Annotated in this window: 14 protein-coding genes; 7 read left to right on the top strand and 7 right to left on the bottom strand. The window is 45.6% G+C overall.

Annotation, left to right across the window (positions count from 1 at the left end):
• Complete coding sequence (locus tag Q0230_RS18915; RefSeq protein ID WP_298613195.1) at positions 1-618, bottom strand: hypothetical protein; 618 nt, start codon at positions 616-618, stop codon at positions 1-3.
• Between the two features lie 342 nt (positions 619-960).
• Between Q0230_RS18915 and Q0230_RS18910 the strand changes: the two genes are divergently transcribed.
• On the top strand, positions 961-2,289 hold the full coding sequence (locus tag Q0230_RS18910) for an AI-2E family transporter (protein WP_298613192.1): 1,329 nt from the start codon (positions 961-963) through the stop codon (positions 2,287-2,289).
• Here Q0230_RS18910 and Q0230_RS18905 read toward each other — a convergent pair.
• Positions 2,231-3,931 carry a hypothetical protein gene (locus tag Q0230_RS18905; protein WP_298613189.1) on the bottom strand — a complete coding sequence of 567 codons (1,701 nt, stop codon included), beginning with the start codon at positions 3,929-3,931 and terminating at the stop codon, positions 2,231-2,233. The genes Q0230_RS18910 and Q0230_RS18905 overlap by 59 nt on opposite strands.
• Positions 3,932-3,992: 61 nt before the next feature.
• On the opposite strand from Q0230_RS18905, the gene Q0230_RS18900 reads away from it, so the two are divergent.
• Entirely contained in the window at positions 3,993-4,769 is a 777-nt protein-coding gene (locus Q0230_RS18900; protein ID WP_298613186.1) for a methyltransferase domain-containing protein, read from the top strand.
• Here the strand turns inward: Q0230_RS18900 and Q0230_RS18895 are convergent.
• Positions 4,766-10,708 (bottom strand): CHAT domain-containing protein, encoded by a 5,943-nt coding sequence (locus tag Q0230_RS18895; protein WP_298613183.1) that lies wholly within the window; start codon positions 10,706-10,708, stop codon positions 4,766-4,768. The two genes, Q0230_RS18900 and Q0230_RS18895, sit on opposite strands and share 4 nt — an antisense overlap.
• 273 nt (positions 10,709-10,981) lie before the next feature.
• Between Q0230_RS18895 and Q0230_RS18890 the strand changes: the two genes are divergently transcribed.
• The 3 genes from Q0230_RS18890 (at position 10,982) to Q0230_RS18880 (ending at position 13,574) form a co-directional block, all read left to right on the top strand.
• A complete protein-coding gene (locus tag Q0230_RS18890; RefSeq protein WP_298613180.1) occupies positions 10,982-11,800 on the top strand; it encodes a DUF6174 domain-containing protein in 819 nt (272 codons plus the stop codon).
• A gap of 68 nt (positions 11,801-11,868) precedes the next feature.
• Entirely contained in the window at positions 11,869-12,573 is a 705-nt protein-coding gene (locus Q0230_RS18885; protein WP_298613178.1) for a DUF6174 domain-containing protein, read from the top strand.
• 134 nt (positions 12,574-12,707) lie between these two features.
• A complete protein-coding gene (locus Q0230_RS18880; RefSeq protein ID WP_298613176.1) occupies positions 12,708-13,574 on the top strand; it encodes a GIY-YIG nuclease family protein in 867 nt (288 codons plus the stop codon).
• Here Q0230_RS18880 and Q0230_RS18875 read toward each other — a convergent pair.
• From Q0230_RS18875 to Q0230_RS18865, 3 genes are read right to left on the bottom strand one after another with little or no spacing between them, the layout of a single operon-like run.
• A complete protein-coding gene (locus Q0230_RS18875) occupies positions 13,566-14,213 on the bottom strand; it encodes a lactate utilization protein (RefSeq protein WP_298613175.1) in 648 nt (215 codons plus the stop codon). The genes Q0230_RS18880 and Q0230_RS18875 overlap by 9 nt on opposite strands.
• Complete coding sequence (locus Q0230_RS18870) at positions 14,206-15,621, bottom strand: LutB/LldF family L-lactate oxidation iron-sulfur protein (protein WP_298613173.1); 1,416 nt, start codon at positions 15,619-15,621, stop codon at positions 14,206-14,208. The genes Q0230_RS18875 and Q0230_RS18870 overlap by 8 nt, the downstream gene beginning before the upstream one ends.
• Complete coding sequence (locus Q0230_RS18865) at positions 15,618-16,481, bottom strand: (Fe-S)-binding protein (protein WP_298613172.1); 864 nt, start codon at positions 16,479-16,481, stop codon at positions 15,618-15,620. Before Q0230_RS18865 ends, Q0230_RS18870 begins: the two co-directional genes overlap by 4 nt.
• A gap of 271 nt (positions 16,482-16,752) precedes the next feature.
• On the opposite strand from Q0230_RS18865, the gene Q0230_RS18860 reads away from it, so the two are divergent.
• A complete protein-coding gene (locus tag Q0230_RS18860) occupies positions 16,753-17,697 on the top strand; it encodes a PfkB family carbohydrate kinase (protein ID WP_298613169.1) in 945 nt (314 codons plus the stop codon).
• The gene (locus Q0230_RS18855; RefSeq protein ID WP_298613166.1) at positions 17,694-18,611 is read left to right on the top strand and encodes a pseudouridine-5'-phosphate glycosidase; all 918 of its coding nucleotides are present in this window, start codon (positions 17,694-17,696) and stop codon (positions 18,609-18,611) included. The genes Q0230_RS18860 and Q0230_RS18855 overlap by 4 nt, the downstream gene beginning before the upstream one ends.
• On the opposite strand, the gene Q0230_RS18850 is transcribed toward Q0230_RS18855, so the two are convergent.
• A complete protein-coding gene (locus Q0230_RS18850; RefSeq protein ID WP_298613163.1) occupies positions 18,608-19,135 on the bottom strand; it encodes a thioesterase family protein in 528 nt (175 codons plus the stop codon). The genes Q0230_RS18855 and Q0230_RS18850 overlap by 4 nt on opposite strands.
• Between the last annotated feature and the right edge of the window lie 3 nt (positions 19,136-19,138).

Raw genomic sequence — 19,138 nt, 5'->3', positions numbered from 1 at the left:
CTAGAAACTAATGTTCTGGGTGACTAAACCCGCTGATAAATTCACGATTGGGCTAATTTCAAATACCACAGAATCATGGGTATACAACAGCACTTGGGCGCAGCGTTGAATGCCACAATGTTGCGAAGCTGCATTTAAGCCTTCAGGCAAAGTATCAGTGGTGAACACAAAGGCTTTCACTTCTAATTGCTCAGGTTTTAGCAGGGTCTGCCCCGTAATACGTTTGTATTCAGTTTGGATTTGACTGAGTTGCTCCGCATCGTTGAAGATCAATTTAGACGCACGAGCGAGTTCATTCGCAGTCAGTGGTAATTGCAGATTCTGCACACGCTCGGTCTCTAAGCGTTCTTGTGTGTTTAAATCCACAATGCTATGGATCGTTTCATCGTTACGATAGTCATAGCTATACACGTCGGCTAAGCGTTTGCCGGGTTGTTCTTTATCCACAGGACGACGTTCAACCAATAATAACTCCAGTTCATGAGCGACGGCCGGAGCTTGAGCCGCACTACGTGCAGCCAATTGTGTAGTTTGCTCGGGTGCAGCGAGGCTGACAGCTTGAGATAGCTCTGCGGGGCTGAGCGGATCTAAATCTTTGGCGAAAATATTTTGGGACAAAAAAGCCCAGCACAACGCAGATAGCGTTATTTTTACCGATTTATTTAACATGATTTGTCTTATGCCCTACATAAAAACAGGAGTCATTTAGCTAGGATTGCACTCAATCTATGCGTTTACTGTAGGGTGGGAGTGTAGTTACTCGCTATCTAGAGCTGCTTCAGCGGACAGGATGAGTGGATGAGTGATAATTTAATTTAATTAAAGAATAAATAATAACGATAAACGGTCGCTAGAAAAACAAACAAGCTAAATAGACACAGGTTTTTGTGTGTAAGTAGCTCAGCAGTATTGAGCTAGTGCTATACTGCACTGCACTAGAGGAATTGAGGATGATTGTTAATGGTTAATAGCTCTGATCAGCTGTATAGAGAGCGCTTTCCTTATCGCCCCCGCAAACCAGTGTTTAGCTGGCAACGCTTTTTACCTACCTTAACGCGGATTGCTGTCTGGGGCTTGCTGTTTGGGTTATTAGCCTTATTAAGCTCCTTTTTCACCTTACTCTTTCTGACCTTTGTCTTTACCTATCTGCAATCGAGTATTGTGGATTGGCTGCTGCGCTATGCGCCTAAACGGCGTACTTCGCTGGTTATTTTAGTTAGCAGCTTATTTTTAAGTATTGTGATTGCACTAGGGGTGTTTATTGCACCCAAGGTCTATCAACAAGCGGCTGGCTTTGCCCAAGGTTTCTCGGTTTATATGCAGCGGATTGATAAAGAAATCTTAAATATCGCTGCGCGCTATCCGGTGCTCCAAGAAGCCTTACCTGAGGTTTTAGGTTCGGCTGCCCAGCAAGAACATCCAGTTTCACCTTTAGAGGGTGAAGGTTTACCGGCTGAAACAGTAGGGCCACCAGCGCCGCCTAAGGCTTTTAAAGATACTCCCTCTGGTGTCATTCTGGGGATGATTGCAGGAACTGGCAATGCAGCTGATGGGCGTGAATTAGCGGGGGTGGTCTTAGATCAATTAGCCAATATTAGTCGCCAAGCGATTACCATGCTTACCACTTTCTTGCTCGCTTTCCTGTTTTCTTTTTTGATCGTGCTGGATATGCCGCATTTGGTAGCGAGTGTGCGTGATCTAGAAAATACTCGCTTACGGTTTATCTATGTGGAAGTCGCGGACAATATTAAGCAATTTGGACGAGTACTCGGGCAAACCATGCAAGCCCAATTTTTTATTGCTTGTGTGAATACGGTACTCACTGCAGTCGGCTTATCCATTTTGGGGATGAGTGAGCAGATGGCTTTCTTATCTGTGATTGTATTTGTTTGTAGCTTCATCCCAGTAGCTGGCGTATTTATTAGTTCAGTTCCCATCTGCTTAATTGCCCTGAATACTGGTGGTGTACACTTAGTGTTATTATCAATTTTGATGATTATTTTTATTCATTTTGTGGAGGGCTATCTGCTTAATCCACTGATTTATGGCGCACGCTTACGGATTAACCCTGTGATTGTGCTGATTATTCTCACCGTTGGCGGGAAACTCTTCCATATTTGGGGTTTGATCTTAGGTGTGCCTGTGAGCACCTATATTTTTGGCTATGCGATTCGCTACGATAATAATGCATTACCACCGCGTTTACGCCGTAGACATGCCCGCAAGCGTCTTACTCAGCCAACTTATGCTCCAGTAACTCCTGCGCCGGATTCAACTGCACGAGGTTGAATTCCTTAATAATGCGTCCCGCGCGCCATAATTTTTGGGAAGCTTGTTCTGAATCGCCTTGAAGCAGGGCGGTTCGAGCTTGCTGATGCAATTGATAGCTGGTTTCACGGGCTAAGCGCAGAATTTGCGGATTGCCATGATCAATCCGATCTAATAAACGAATAAAATACACTGCACCCCTATTAGCTTGTTCGTCTAAATGCCCTGCTTGTAAAGCTTGATAAGCCTTTTTGACTAATTCTTCGTTAGTTAGGCCATTTGCCGTCACAGTTTCTGGGTCACGTTCTTGAGTAGGTGCTTGAATACGTACAGCAGACGTAGCGCTTACTGGATTGACTGCACCTAATAGGGGTGAGTTTGCTGTTAAGGGTTGTGGCTGAGGAGCAGGTACGAGTTGAACCGCAGCCGGTCTAGCAGGGGGAGCAGTAAATTGAGCATTAGGCGCTGGCTGTTCTTTAGTTGCCTGAATTAATGGATTACGCGGTGAGGGCAAGTTAACTGCTGGATCAGTTTCTTCGACGAACTCTGCTTGGGACTCAGGTTTAGACTCAGCTTTCTTCTCGGATGTAGGCTTAGTTTTAGTCGGTTCTTGAGCGGTAAGGGCTAGTTGAGTGTTTTTATCCGGCATGGTCTTTGAGCTAATGGCTTCAAGTTGAGCAGCTTCTGGGCTGGTTTTAAGTTTGGGTTCACTGGCTAAAGCTACACGCATATCACCTGGCTCTGGATCAGATAATGCGGGTAGGCTGTTTGTAGTAGCCAAGGTGGGTTGAGCGTTAGCTGTTACTGGAAGGGGAAATGGCTCTAACTGTGCAGGGGGCGTAGTTTCTGGGGGTGTTTTACTTTTCGCGGTTGCAAGTTCTATTGAAGGTTTATCCGCTAAGCTAGCTGCATTATTGAACTTATCAGTGGGTGGTGTTTCAGTCGCTAAAACAGATTCTAGCAACTGATTCGGGCTAATGAGGGTGGCATGACTCGCCCGCAGCATTTCATTAGAAGTCATTACATAGTTTTGATAGTACAAACCAGCCCCACTGGCAGCAACTACACTAATAAACCCTAAACCTAGCCAAGGTAGTGCGCTGATAGAAGTGCGCTTTGGCAATAGATGTGCATGTAATAACAGTTCAGGTGATTCGGTTAAACTCAATAAATTCGGGACTAGCGCTGTACTGGGTAAATAAACCTCACCGTGAGCCGTGACTAAAAATAAGGAAGTGGGCAAATAGCCCGATAGTAAACCCTGTTCACTTAGACGTTGATTTAAGCGCAAGGCTTGCTCATGCATACGGGTAGGGTTACCCAACATCGGTGGTAGGGCTGATAAACTCCAACTAGGCGGGCTTGTTAGTACAAAATAGGCTTCAGCATTAATCCAACCACTATCTAGCACTTTTAAAACGGCAGCATCGGTTTGTGCACTCAGCGCTTGTAAACGCTCAGTCATAAGCTTAAGTGGAGTAGAAGGCAGAGCTTTAGTGGGAAAAATATGGATTAAAACGGGAGTGGTTTCAGTATCACTGGCGCGCATATCGCGAGCTTGATATAAGGTACCTGTGCTATTGTTTATCAATTCCGTTTGGACTAAATAGCGTTGACCAATCAGTCGATTGCCTTGCTTGCGCCGTTGCGTAACCCTATCCATAGGCTGAATTGCTCACTTTAAGTTCCTATTCCCATCTACTCCAACCAGAAGCTTGCAATGTATGAAAAAAGATCGTGTCTTCGACGGTTTAACGCGGAGTTTTCAAAAGAAAATTTATGGTGACGACCCTCGGGGTAAAATCCGCCTTCATATTGTGCAAGATGACTTGTGTCAGCAGCAGTTAAATACTAAACCCCAGTTTATCTTGGACGCTGGTGGAGGCTTAGGACAAATGTCAATTTGGCTGGCTACCCAAGGTCATTCTGTACTTTTAGCTGAACCCTCAGCTGAAATGCTAGTAGAGGCTCATCAAAATATTATAGCTGCCGGACAAACGGAGGTTATTCAATTACAAAATGTAGCTATTCAAAGACTTGTTGAGGAAAGTGAGCCAGAGCGCTTCGATGGTATTGTTTTACATGCAGTTTTAGAATGGCTGGCTGAACCCCGCGCAACTTTAGAACAGCTTTTGAGCTTACTCAAACCGCAGGGATGGCTGTCGTTAATGTTTTTCAATCAGTATGCGCGCGAAATGCGTTATCTGCTGGGTGGGAATTTTAAAGCACTCCGTGAGCAACGCATTGCTAGCGATGGTAATGAAGGCTTAGCGCCGATTTCACCGTTACCACCGGAAACGGTGCTGGCTTGGTTGCCCGAGTTGAATTTAGAGCTTATCACTTGGTCAGGTGTGCGTTGCTTTTATGATTATGCTTACGTGGATATTCGTAAGCGAATGCCTTTAGATGAGCTTTTAGTCCTAGAACGCAGCTATTCACAGCGCGAACCTTGGCGTTCCTTAGCACGCTATCAGCATTTCTTCTGTCGTAAAAGGGCTTAGAGTTTTTCTAAGCCAGTGGCAACTTCCACCAAAATATTAGCTTTTATCTCATAAAGTGCGGCAAGCTCAGGTTTATTTGCTTGTAGCTGCTGAGCTGCAGTGTTTAATAATTGTGCTAAATTTTTCAATTGCTGCACTACCGAATTAAATACGCGTAAAGTACTAGGAACTTCTTGGGTAACTTCTTTATACACTTGTACAAAGTGGGTTGCTTTTGTCGGTTTATCCTCAGCTTTAATAGGCTGTTGATCTAATAAAAAGCGTGCTATCTCAATGTCTGCACTCATCACTGCATCGAAAAACTCATTCGATTCTGCAAATTGCAGACGCACGGTGTTAGAAGCTTGATCCAACAGCTCTAAGTAGTTTTCATCCTCAGTTTGTTGGTTAAAACCCTGCAAAATAGCAGCAAGTTGTAAACGATTAATTAAGGGATAGGCTTTTAGTCTGGCACCCAATTCGCGAGCTTCACTACGTTTATAAGCTTCAATACTTTGCTTGAGCACAGCTTCAACTTTATCCCAAGTTTTAGCATCTGCCTGCAGTAAAATAATCGCCAGGCGTTTATACGCGCTACCCAATAAAGCAAAGCGTTCAGCATTGCTATTTAAACCAATTGGGCTATCAATAGCGGCGGTTTGCACGTATTTGGTGATTTTTAATAAACCATCCAAACGCTCAATCGCAGTATTTGCTAGGTCTTTTGCTCTAACAAATAGCTCAAGGCGTTCAGGATCATCCTCTTTTAACTCAGTAGCTTGGAAAGCTAAGGTTTCTGCTTGACGGGATTCTAAATTGGCTAATAGTTCGAGCGCGGTAATTGGTACTTTGCCATTACGATCTTCTTCGGCAATGGCAATCTGGTAAGCACTACGTGCTGCCTCAAAACCTTTAGGTAGTACATTTCCATACAAGCCTGCCAATTGATATTGAATCTCTGGTGCTTTTAACCAATCGGGGTTACTCAGATTCTCAGCAACTTGTTCTAGCTCTGTGTGGAGGCTATCGAACTCATATTTGCGTGCTTTTTGATGCATATCGACATCAATGCTGGTGAGATAGTCTTGCAATTCATAGGCAGAGACTTGTTGCTGGCAAGGAATCGCACGCTTTTTCTCGGTTAAAGGATCTAAAACAAAACTCGGATCACCATAAGCTTGATAAGCCCCCCAAGTGTTTAAATCTTCATGTAGTAAACGAGTTTGCCGCCGCGCCTCATAAACGGCTTGCCCAAAGGCTTGGTTCTTTTCAATAAACCCTTCAAAGAAAGTAGTGGAGAAAGTGCAAGCGGCTGCATCATCTACTGCCCAACCGGCGGCAATCACACAGCGTACCCCCATTTCAATCAGCTCACGCGCTAAGCTATACGCTAATTTATTAAAGCTCGGAGCACGCTTAGGTCTAGGCTGTTTAGAGACCGACATATCGCCTAGATGACAGCAGTTTAAAAACACTAAATCTGGGATTTCTTCCATCTGACTGATTTCTGCAGCAGTCAATAAGCTGCCATCAGAAAGAATGACCCCGGTGCGCTCTTTATTATCTTTGCCTTTTAAGCCGACATCGCCATGTGCAGCGATCATTAAAATCCGATAAGGCTTTTTAAATAAGATATTGAACACATCGAGCGCGGTCTGACTGGGTACCTCCTCCGCTACAGTCGGCAGGCAGCGCTCAACTTTATAGTCATTCTTTTCTAACAAGTCGGCAACGGCTAAACCTTCACGAGTCGCACCTTCTAAACTGATCAAGCTTTTATCACTATCTTTATTATTGGGTTCAGGATCATAACTAGGATAATGAATAAAAAACTGGCTAGTGGCAGGATTCGCAATCACACAAGCGGTTTTACTGATCGTAGTGGTGACTCGCCGCCGGAAAGTAGTGGAACTGAATTGCCTGACCATTTGCACTTGTAGAGCTAAAGGCTCTTCATCCGCTTGCAGCATTTCCCAAGGTAGATTAGCGGTGTATTCATCTAGAATGAGCAAAAGGCGACTGGTTTGGCGCGCCGCTGATTTGAAATCAAAAGGGATCATCAACTGGAATAAAGTGCGGCTAATATCCGGTTTATATTCATTACTGACAATCGCATCACGAATTAAAGCCTCGATTAAACCGGGTTGGCGCTGTTGAATCACTGTTTCAGCGCGCGCCCGCTCGGAGAGATAGATATATTTGAGTAGTTCCGCAGGCTTATTTTCATCTTTTTCATACAGATCTTTTTCTTTGGCATTAGTGACCATTAAGCGTGGCCAATAACCTCCACCAATACTGCGCTCACTTAAACGATGGCGCATGCCTTGATAGCGTGGCACGATTAATTCACTAGCGGGTTCTAGCCGTGCTTCGAGGCGTTCTAATTCAGTTTCTAGGCGCTTCGGCAATTCGCGCACAATATAAGCGGCAGTAATGGCGGTATCTAAATAGAATTCAATAAAATCGAGGCGAGTAATCGCACGTTTTTGTTGATCTTCGCAGTTATAACGGTATTGCTGATTCGCTTCACAAATCCCCCGTACAATCGCTTCAATCGAGGCTTCGACCGTAATATGGGTGGTGGAGTTATAGCCAATTAATAGGCTATTCACACCTAAGGTTTCGATTTTATCTTTTTCAAGATTTGGATTCGGTGGCAGGGTGAGTAAATAATTCAAAACACCATCACGCACCGTATCGGTAATTTTTTGCGCAGTAATCAGATTCCATTCGCCTAAGCCAACAATAATCGCCCCACGACAAATATTCCGCTTGAAATCGGTGGTGCTGCGTGGACGGAGGATAATCGTGCTACTGCTAACTGGCCCTGCATAAATCCCTAAGCGCTCGCGTTGGCTCAAAGCACCATCCACTAAATGCTTATCAATCATGCGCTCAGCGCTAGCAATCGAGTCGGCTTGATAATGCCCACAAATAATTGGCTGTTGCACAAAGCGCAAATCCATTGCTCGCACGGCGACTTTTAAGGCTTGGGTATTCTCTTCGCGTGGCTCGCGTTGGGGGCGATCCCCAAAGAAAGCTAAAGCCACTTCTTCTGCACTGGCATGTAATACGGGGCCTGCTTCATACGGATAATCGCGATTAATACTGCCCCGTTGGCGAGGTGGATTGCGTTCTAATTGGGTACTCGTGCCGGTTTGCAGTAGCTCAGCAATCGCTGCGAAATATTGGGGTGTATTAGTGAGATTCGCATGACTAACTGGCATATACCAATATTGTTCTGCGCGTAATTCGGGTAGGCGTCCGGCTTCCCAAGTGACTGTGCCATCGCCCTCAGTCGTACCTTTGAGCGTGATTTTATTAGCAGTGAGTTCCACATTGAGCGGTGTATGTTGGTCGACGCCGAACACATAAGCGACACGCTCAGCATAGGGTATTGATGTTTTAAGGCGTTCAGCAATTTTTTTAGCGTTGGTTAAACTTGCCTCAGTCGGTAAAGCGCCTAAAGCTTGACCGCTACCAAACCAACGATCTCGATTGATGTTTTGTAACTGTGCCCAAGTATCTGCTTTAAAATAATCAAGGGTTGGTGAGTCAGGGTTGGGTAAGAGTTGTAGCACACTTTCATATTCACCCATCACATCCAAAACTTCTTGCAGATTGTGATGGAAGTCTAAACTGGCTAAATAGCGCACGCCTTGACCTTTACCTAATAAGCTTTCAACTGCGGCATAGGAGCCTTGATTGGGAGTGCCTAACATAATGAAATGGCTATTCGGGCGGCTTGCAATATTCACCCAAAGCTTGTTCAGTTTCGGGCTAGCAATCAACATGCGCATGACCAACCCACCCATACTATGCGCAAGAATATTCACCGGACGTTGTTGCTGTGGTGTGTCTAGAGCCTTGAGCTTTTCCTCAATGAAATCGGCTAATTTTTGTGCTAAGTCTTCTAAGCTTAAGCGCCAGTCATAAGGAAAGGGGATGACTTCATACTGTGTTGCTAAATATTGCTGCAAATCGCCGTAATAATGTTCAATTAAGCCATCCGCATAGATATTCGGCATATCTATTTTCAGGCTATAAATACCACCTGCGGCTAAATCAAAGGGATCAAACCAAATCCGGTCGCCGGTATTTTGTCCCTGTGGGCGGATACTTAAATGAGAGCCCATAATCCCTGGCAAATAAAATACAATCGGCGCATTTTTTGGGCGCGTTGGTGCAGCACCAGAGCGTGTAGCAGTTATTGGGTTGAGCTTTTTAGGATCTAGTTTTATGTCGCAGTCAGTCGGAATGCGGGTAAAACCGGCTAGTTGGGTAGGATTTTCATGATTTAGCCAATTATTGAGGGCGCGTAAGGTATCCGCACGTTTGAAATAATGTAAATGACTGACTTGCGAACCTTGAGTATAGAACTCATAAGTAGGGTTGCGCTTGGCAAGACCTGCACGCATCGATTGCGTGTCCACCACGAAATCATTATCAACTTTGCCAAATAGCACCCAGTCAGTGAAAAGAATGGCAATGCGTTTGAGGATGCTAGCTTCATTAGTATCGGTATTGCCGGTAATCGCCATTACCTGAATTTTATCCGAGCGTGAGGCCGTTGCTAAGAACCCCGTAATTGGCGAATCAGGCAGCATCGCTTCTAAACCTGGTATAAAGCGCGGATCAATGCGTTTGGCTGCAATCTCCAAGACTACGCGACGGAAGGCATTTAAGACCGAAGCACTCACGGTACCCACCACCGGAATAAAGCCTGCTCCAAAGCTCAAAAGCGATAACAAGCCAGACAAAAATAGGTCAATATTATCCGCCATTAGGGTAGTGCCACCTGCAGGACAAGCAACACGTACATAGCGATCAATTTGGAATTGTTTTTCTAAGAGTACGGCACGTAATTCGGTGAGTTGCTGCTGTTCTTCGGCGACAACTAATTCGCGAATTTTGCATTGCTCTTCAGTTTCTAGCTCACCATCCTGCTCAGCTGGGCGGCGTTGATAGTGCTTAATCAGATTGGCATCGAAATCATTGAGGCAAAGTAAATCGCCGACTAAGCCCCCACGTGAATGTGTTACCAGTGAAAAACGACTGCCTTTGGGTAAGGCTTTTGCAAGTTGCAAAGCATTCTCCAATGGGCTTTCTGAGAGAGTGCGATGTTCAAAAGCATAGATACGTTTACTGAAAGGGCGCGTGAGTTGATCCCAATGAATATCTTGAGCTTCACTGCGTAAAGCCCCAAAACTGCCTAATGTATTGGTACCGGTGCCATGAATAAAAATCAGTAGTGGTTCTTTATTCTTGGCCGCCTCGACTAATTCTTTGGCATCAGCTGCAACACGATCTCCAGTTTTAATCGCTTTCTCAGACCAAGGATATAACCCAGGCTCACCTTCCAGTTTGGATTCAATCGCTTGCATTAAAGCCTTAGCACCTATCCACGAAGCTTGTGCATAGGCGAGATCAGTGAAGCGTTTACCTAGTTTATCTTCCAACCAATCTAAAGCTTGTTCTTGAGCGGCACTAATAAAGCTATCGGGGTTTAAATTGAGGATGGAAAGCTTTGACCAAATCCAATTACTTAACCCACGGCTTTTGCCATACGGGTCTTTGAGGATATTAAGATCAATTTGCCCATTGTTATCTAGTGCTTGTGGGTAAAGTCGTTGCAATTCGGCATGCAGTTTATCGGCACGCATAATCACTACGCTGCCATCCTGTGCCTCTAACACCATCAACTCTTCGGCGGTAAAGCTATCTGCGCTGGATTGTTCTGTAGAGCGTGTCCCTTGGCGTAGATCAAAGCTTTTAGTGACAGTCACTGCGGCTTCGCTCATAAAGAGATTGCGGTTTTGCTGTTGAGAGCGAGTCGTAGAGGTTAAAGCACGCGGCAACGTAGGCGGGCTTATGTGACCAAGACCACGCTGGGTTGGCGGATTGCTAGGGATTAGAAACGCCAGCTTACTAGCTTTTCTCGGTTTTTTATCAGCCGTCATGCCGCACTCCCTAATAACTTCTGCACACTCAGTAGCCTAATTATAGCTGTTATGCGGATGGGCTTAAGCCTATTTACCTTCTAAGGTGACTAATATAACGACAAAGCTAGACCATAGAAGAACCATTAAGGCGTATAAACGGTCACTCACTACCCCTATTCTCGGAAAAAGTAGCTTTTATCCTGAAAGTAATGTGCAGGTACTAGGGCTTAGGAGCATGCTCAGAAAATATAAATAATAGATTAGGCGTGCCAGCTCAAGGATAGACCCGAAATGATTAATAATGATTACAGCCGTAGTTTAACCACAAGCTCAGCATTTCAAACTAGTCCAGTGGCTACTGATGCAACCACTAAAAACCAGAGTAATTTATTTTTGAATAATGGGCTGAGTGACTCCAAAGAAGTTACCAATGGTATTATGAGTTTAGTGCAACAGTTGCTGGGCATGTTGCAAAAAGGCGGCGGTCATAAACCTGATCGTACACCCACTTTAAATCTAACGAGCGAACAAGAAGCTGGCCTGAAAAATCTGTTAGGTTTTAGCAATGAGGCGGTGAGTGTAAAAGTGTTAGATAGGCAGCGTGATAAAGCATTAAGTGCTGGCGATGTCGTTGTGGTCTCAGGTGGAATCACTGGGGGGGAAATTACCCGCCATACCTTAACGCAAAAAGATATTGATCAGCTGAATGGTAAGACTACCCTCCCGCAAGATTTCCTTGATAGCCGCGCTAAATGGGATGCAGCCACTAGCAATGCGCAAAGCGTATCCTACACCGCACAAAATAGCTGTTTCTGCCCACCGGATTATACTCGCCCCATGAATATTACTGAGCAGAACGGCAAAATCATTGATGCGACTTATGCGGATACGGGTGAAGTAGTACCTAGTTATATTCGCGACGGTTTACTAACCATGAATGAGCGCTTTGACCAATTAGAACAAGCTTACCTAAGTGGGGCGGATCGGATTGATGTAAGTTATGACCCCCGTTTAGGTTACCCCAGCTCCGTTTATGTGGATCAAAGCTTCATGATTGCAGATGAAGAACTTAGCTATACGATTAAAGACTTAGCCGTTTCAGCTAAATAAAGGACGATTAATTGGGTTAGTACTTGATGAACTCATCAAGTTTAATTGATTTAAAGGAGACTTAGCCCATGGTAGTAGTATCGCAGCAGCCTGTTTTACAACCATTATCCGCCTTAGCAAACCAAAATACAGCTGCAGTACAAAGCAATAATGCCAACCTGACTAACCCTAGTGCCACTACGGTAGCGAATACTGCCTCTATTAAGAAGGGCTTTTTAGATCAGTTAATTAGTAAATTTGAAGCTAGTAATACTACTGCTGCACAATCTAATGCGCCGGTTGCGAGTAATATTAATTATTTAACTCAGCAATTAACTAATCAAATTAACCAAAACGCATCGACTAATGGCAACTCTAATAGCCAGAATGCCAACAATAATATTAATCTCACTACGAGCGTCAGCTTGAATAACTTAAATGCGAATTTGGCAAAGTGGGAAAATTATTTAGCAGGCAATGATTATTCATTTACCTTACAGCAAAATAATAGTGGTCAACGTTCTGACCCGATTAACGTTAATGTCAGTAATGGGCAAGTCAGCAGTGCTAACTATTCTGATGGTACGCCAGTGAGTGCAGCAGTATTTAGCACGATTCCAACGATTGAGCAGATGTTTGATAACATTCGCCAAGCGACCTCTGCGAACGAACGTGCTGATGCCCTCTACAACCCGAACCGTGGTTTTCCCGAGTTTGTCCTACTCAGCCACAACGAACAAACTAGCGCGGATGATGCGACTTATATTCTGAATAATGTGAGCATCAACGCTTAACCGGTCTCTGCTTAACCAAACCACATTAAATCTACAGACTTCCTGATTGATGTGGTTTGGTCTTTTTCCTTTGCTGACTAACTACAGTTGAACATGCTATAAAAGCTATTTTTTAAGCTTCTAATTAGCTCTTAATGAAACCCTCAGGCAAAACAATTCAAATTTACTTACCAGATGGCAATCCACGCAGCATTAAAATTGCTGAGATTACCAGTCGGACTGTGGCTGCTATCTTGATTCCGCGTGCAAAGTTAGAGGAGGCTGCACAACGAGATGAATTAAATCAAGTTGGTGTTTATGTCTTGTTTGGCCAACAAGATGGTAGGCCTTATGCCTATATAGGAGAGGCCGAAAATAGTTTAAATAGACTTAAACAACATCATAAAGCCAAAGAATTTTGGGATTATGCTTTAGTATTCATTTCCAAAACGCAGTATTTCACAAAAACACATATTAAATTCTTGGAGTGGTTATGTTGTGATATAGCGAAAAAAGCAGGACGCTATTCTCTCGAGAATTATAAGACTCCACCCAAGCTACATGTCTCGGAATCAGTAGAAGCTGATTTGTATGATAATTTTGAGACGATGCAAATATTAGCAGCTAGTTTTGGTTATCCTATTTTCGAGATAATAACAAAGCCACAACTAAAAGAGGTTATTGTTTGTAAAGGTAAAGATGCACAGGCCGAGGGGGAGTATACAGAGGAGGGCTTAGTTATTTTTGCAAAATCAACTTGTAATTTAGCAGTAACGAAGACGGCTAGCTCTTGGGTAATAAATTTACGTGCAGAGCTTTTGAATGCTGAGATATTAAAGCAACAAGACAATTTGTTAATTTTCCAAAAGGACTATGTATTTGCTTCACCTAGTGGTGCGGCTGCAATAGTCTTAGGGCGTAATGCGAATGGTTGGATTGAATGGAAGTACAAGGACGGGCGTACACTGGATCAAGTAAAACGCCAGTCTCAAGTCATCGAAAAAGAGCCTGAGTTAGACTAAAACCACCACCAACTCCTTAGGCCCATGCACCCCATAGGCCAACACCTGCGCAATATCTGCTGAGCGTGAAGGGCCTGAAATCAATAGCGCATTGGTGGGTAAACCTTGCTCCAGCCAACCTTGGATTTTTACCGCTTCGGCAAAGGTCGTATACAGCTTATCGGTATCCAAAAGCGCAATATGAATCGGTGGCACCAGTGATAAGGTGCGTGGTTCAGAGACGCTAGACCAGAGCATTAAAGTGCCCGTCTCAGCAATCCCGCCCAAAGTTGAAGTTAATCCCGCATCGACCTCGTAAAACAATTCCTGTTTCCAGTCTTCAATGTTGCGCTCGTAATGTTTTAAGGTCGGGAAGCGTTCAGCGTTTTGGGTAATCGCCTGTCCCCATTCAGTGTTGGGCGAAAGTAGTAGGTTATTCAAACCTTTGGCTTGGCAAATCTCAGCCACTTTATCCAGCCAAGTATTACGATCTGCAACATGCACTTCCGCACGTACCGCTTGCATACGTTCGGTAAAGCGTTGAATACGCTCGGCTTTATCCCAAGCAAACACACTCAATGAGTCACGCGCACTCGCATCGACCGTTGGGCGCTCAACCGCAGTGAGGCGCTGAAAAATAGCGGCGCGGGCCTTACTCATGGTCGACTCCTAGGGCTTTGAGTTGCTGGTGCAAGGTTTGTTCGGCAAGTTGGGGGGCGCTGCGCACGCTGGTCCATGCACCTAAGTTATGCGGAATTAAACCGCGCAATTGAGTGGCAGTTTTGCCTCCGAAGTTATACAGAGTCGGATGACTCGCTGAAAACGACCACGCTTGCCAAATAGCAGCTTCCAAGGGTTTGCGGCGTGTGCCTGCGTCTTGGGTTGGCGTGTTGTCGGTGTCTTTACGCACGCTGTCATGGCGCAAACGATTGATAATATTGGGGATAGGAATACGTACTGGGCAGACCTCACCACAGGCACCACACAAAGATGAGGCTTGAATCAATTCACCATGCACGCTTAAACCAGATTTTTGCGGCTCTAAAATTGTGCCAATCGGCCCCGGATAGACTGTGCCATAACTGTGCCCGCCAATACGCACATACACCGGACAATGATTAATACACGCGCCGCAACGAATACAACGCAAGGTTGCCAGCAGTTCAGGGTCGGAATAAATGCGCGAGCGGCCATTATCGAGTAACACCAAATGCACTTCGGTGGGGCCATCTTTTTCATCGGCTTTGCGAGGCCTTGAGATCATATTGAAGTAGGTGGTGATCGGCTGACCGGTGGCAGAGCGTGGCAAAATACTTAAAAGCGGCGGAATATCGCTGAGTTTTTCCACTACTTTTTCAATCCCTGTCACCGCAATATGCACGGGCGGAATCGTGGTCGACATGCGCCCATTACCTTCATTTTCCACCAAACATAGCGTGCCAGTTTCCGCAACTGCGAAGTTCACACCGGATAAACCGACCGGAGCGGCATAGAATTTATCGCGCAAAATCCGCCGCGCCGATACTGTCAATTCATCAACATTCTCGGTATAGGGAATATCGGGAAATTTCTCATGGAACAAGGTCGAAATCTGCTCTTTGCTCTTGTGAATCGCGGGCATAATGATATGCGACGGGGTTTCGCCATCCAGTTGAATAATGAATTCGCCCAAATCCGATTCGAGCGCTTCAATCCCACGTTCCTCCAGAAAATGGTTTAAGCCCATTTCCTCTGACACCATCGACTTGCCCTTAATAATCGACTTAGCATTATGTTTTTGCATAATCCCAAGCACAATTTCATTGGCTTCATCAGTCGTTTCCGCCCAATGCACTTGCACGCCGTTTTTGGTCAGATTGGTTTCAAGTTGCTCCAATAATTCCGGTAGTTTGCTCAAGGCATTAGCGCGAATCGCTTGAGCTTGAGTGCGTAAGGCTTGCAGGGCTGCATCATCGGGAAACTGATTGCGCCGATTAGTCATTAACGTATCCATCGCCTTGCGGAAATGGGCGCGCACCTCGGTTTTGCCGAGTGCTTTTGCTACATCGACACGGAATTCGGTGGTCATGGTTGAACCTCCGCTGAAGTATTTAACCCCTCCCTGCCTCCCCTTGTCAGGGGAGGAGTATCTCCCTTCCTTGATAAGGGAAGGGTTGGGGATGGGTTGGTGCGCTCCCATAAAAATTCAGCGATATGTTGCGCTTTCGGTGCGGCTTTACCTTCATGCTGCGCTTGGTAAGCAAACGCACCGCTAATATTCATCAAGCAACCACAGTCCTGACTCACCAACTGCGCCGCACCCGTGGCGCGAATATGCATAGTTTTATCCGCGACCATTGCCGCCGATATTTCTGGTTCTTTCACCGCAAAAGTACCACCAAAGCCGCAGCATTCAGCTTTATAGGCTTGTTGTTTCACCTCCACATTCGCCAGTTGCCCAAGCAAATGTTCAATCTTATCCGCCACTCCCATTTCGCGGCGCGCTGAGCATGAAGTGTGCACCGCAACTGCGATTGGCTCGCCCAAATCAGTGAAATCCACCTGCAAAACATCGATTAGAAATTCAGTCAGTTCATACACTCGATTGGCCACCTTCAACGCTTCGGACTCATCAGCTTCAGCTTTGAATAATTCAGGGTAGTGAGTTTTCATCATCCCTGCACAGGAGCCAGACGGAATCACTATCGGAATAGTTTTCGGAAAGAGCTGAATCTGTGTGCGAGCCACTTTACGCGCTTCATCGCGATAGCCTGAATTCCACGCAGGTTGACCGCAACACGTTTGCCCTTGCGGATAAATCACTTTTACACCTTCACGCTGCAACAATTGCACAGCAGAAACCCCCGCTTTCGGGTAAATCAGATCAATCAGGCAAGTGCCAAAGAAATAAATAGTGTCGGGTTTAGGCGGGCGCGTGGTTTGGCTCATAGGCTAATGCTCTCACTCCTAGCTTTAGTGGCTACCCTTTGACCGCTTACAACGCACCAAAGGATTGGTATTACCAGTTTACTGTAATGGAGAAATAGGGTTTTGACAAGGATTTATCAATTGGAGTGAAGGTTTTATTATAGATTTAAAATCTTTGCAATTGAGTATTTTTTATATTGGTAAGACCAATTTTGTAAAATAGCTGATTAATTGAGTTAGCTAACGCTCTCCTGTATCGTGTTTTACTAATGACTTAAGCGGAGCGTAGGCCGTGAGCTATGTAGTTGCTATCGGCGGTGCTAATCTTGATATTAGTGCTCAACCCAGAGGTGCAGTGCTAGCGCGTGATTCTATTCCGGGCACGATTAGCACTAATTTCGGTGGCGTAGCACGGAATATTGCTGAAAACCTTGCTCGACTCAATTTGGATTGCTGTTTGCTTAGTGCAGTAGGGAACGATACCAATGGCCTCGCTTTATTGCAGCATACGGAAGGTGTTGGGGTTAATATCGCTGAGGTTTTGCACGTTGCTGAGGCACACACTGGCCTGTATGTCTCAGTGAATGATGCACAAGGCGATTTGAGTATTGCGGTCAATGATATGGCCGTGTTGGAGTATGTGACCGCCGCTTATCTCAGCGAAAAACAGGCTTTACTAAAGCAAGCTCGCTTAATCGTGGTAGACACGAATCTTTCCCAAGACTGCTTAACTGCTTTATTCGAGCAAGCTAGCCAAGTTCCGGTTTTCATTGATCCTGTTTCCGTGCAGAAAGCGCCAAAAATTCGCAACCACTTAGCCAAGATTCACACTCTCAAGCCTAATCGTTTAGAAGCGGAACAGTTATCGGGATTGTCGCTAGCTGATGACGAAGCAGTGCCTGCGGTGGCAACTTGGTTTTTGCAGCAAGGCGTGGCTAATATTGTATTGAGCTTGGGGGAGCGTGGTTTGTATTGTGCGAGTCAGCAGGAACAAGGCTGGGCTAAACCTTTGCCTGTCAAGGTCTGTAATACCTCGGGGGCGGGTGATGCCTTAATGTCAGGGCTGGTTTATGGCTATTTAAGTGGCTATTCTTTATTAAAAGCAGCGCGGTTTGCCCAAGCTTGTGCGGCGCTAACAGTTGAAGTTGCGCAAGCCAATTGCCTGACTTTATCGCTTGCTGCGGTCATACACTTACTCAGCACACACGACCCGAATCATTCATTAGGATTGTTATGAACTACCTTGATATTCATCCCGAAGTGGCTGCTACCCTAGCAGCTAAGCAAGCTGTGGTCGCACTCGAATCGACCATTATTTCACACGGTATGCCTTATCCACAAAACGTCGAAACCGCCCTTCAAGTCGAAGCAGAAGTACGGGCTAATGGTGCGATTCCGGCCACGATTGCGATTATTAATGGCAGGCTTAAAGCGGGTTTAAGTAGGGGTGAGATCGAGCAATTAGGTAAAGGTGGGCACAATATTACTAAAGTGAGTCGACGTGATTTACCGTTTATTGTGGCGCAGGGTAAAACCGGTGCGACTACCGTAGCTTCGACCATGATTATTGCCGCCATGGCAGGGATTCGGGTGTTTGCAACCGGTGGAATTGGTGGGGTGCATCGTGGTGCTGAGACCTCATTTGATGTTTCAGCCGATTTACAAGAGTTAGCGCAAACACCCGTGGCGGTAGTTTGTGCGGGTGCGAAGTCGATTTTGGATTTAGGTTTGACCCTCGAATATCTGGAGACGCATGGTGTGCCAGTGATAGGTTATCAAACCGAACAGCTTCCCGCCTTTTTTACCCGTGGCAGCCAGTTTAAAGTTGATTATCGCTTGGATGACGCGACCAGCATTGCGCAAGTGATGCACGCCAAATGGGCGATGAATTTAAAGGGTGGGATGGTGATTGCTAACCCCATCCCTGAGCCATATGCCATGCCGAGTGCTGCGATTGATGGTGCGATTGAACAAGCGCTTGCAGAAGCTGCTGCACAACATATCGGCGGCAAGCAAGCGACCCCCTTTTTATTAGCGCGGGTTTGTGAACTCACTGGCGGCGATAGTCTGGCCTCAAATATTCAATTGGTGTTGAATAATGCGCGGCTTGCCAGTGCGATTGCGAAAGCCTATGGTGAGTTAGCGCACTAAGCCTCTGACCAAGGGCGCAAGGCTTCAGCACCAATCCATGCTTTTACCCAGTCGGGTAATTCGGGTTGCCAATCCGGTTGCTGCATGACATTTAAAATGGTCTGAGTGGGGATAATTTTGCCTTTCTCCACTACCGCAGCGCGAATCAGTGTGGCGGAATACCATACTTCACCGACTTGATGAGTTTGTAAAAAATAAAACCATTTCTCATCATGTCCCAATACGCGCGTATGCTGTTCATAACGTTGGAAAGGCTTCAGGCGTTTGCGATAGCGCACACTGCTCCCTGCGACCACAAAGCCCCATTTATGTTGCTTCACTTGCTGCCATAAACCAGTGCGCACGGCAAACACAAAGCGGCCAATATCAAACAAAGTTAAATGCCGCCCATTGTTCATTTCCAGAAAAAGATCACAGTCACTTAAACTGACCCGCATTGGCACAATGCTGGTTTCATCAATCTTCAAAGTAGGGGCGCGTTTAGCCTTTTTGATGGCGAGCCATAAACGGAAAAAGGGGAACATGGC

Source organism: uncultured Thiothrix sp. (assembly GCF_937876535.1).
Lineage (GTDB): Bacteria > Pseudomonadota > Gammaproteobacteria > Thiotrichales > Thiotrichaceae > Thiolinea.
This window is presented reverse-complemented; position numbering and strand designations above follow the sequence as displayed.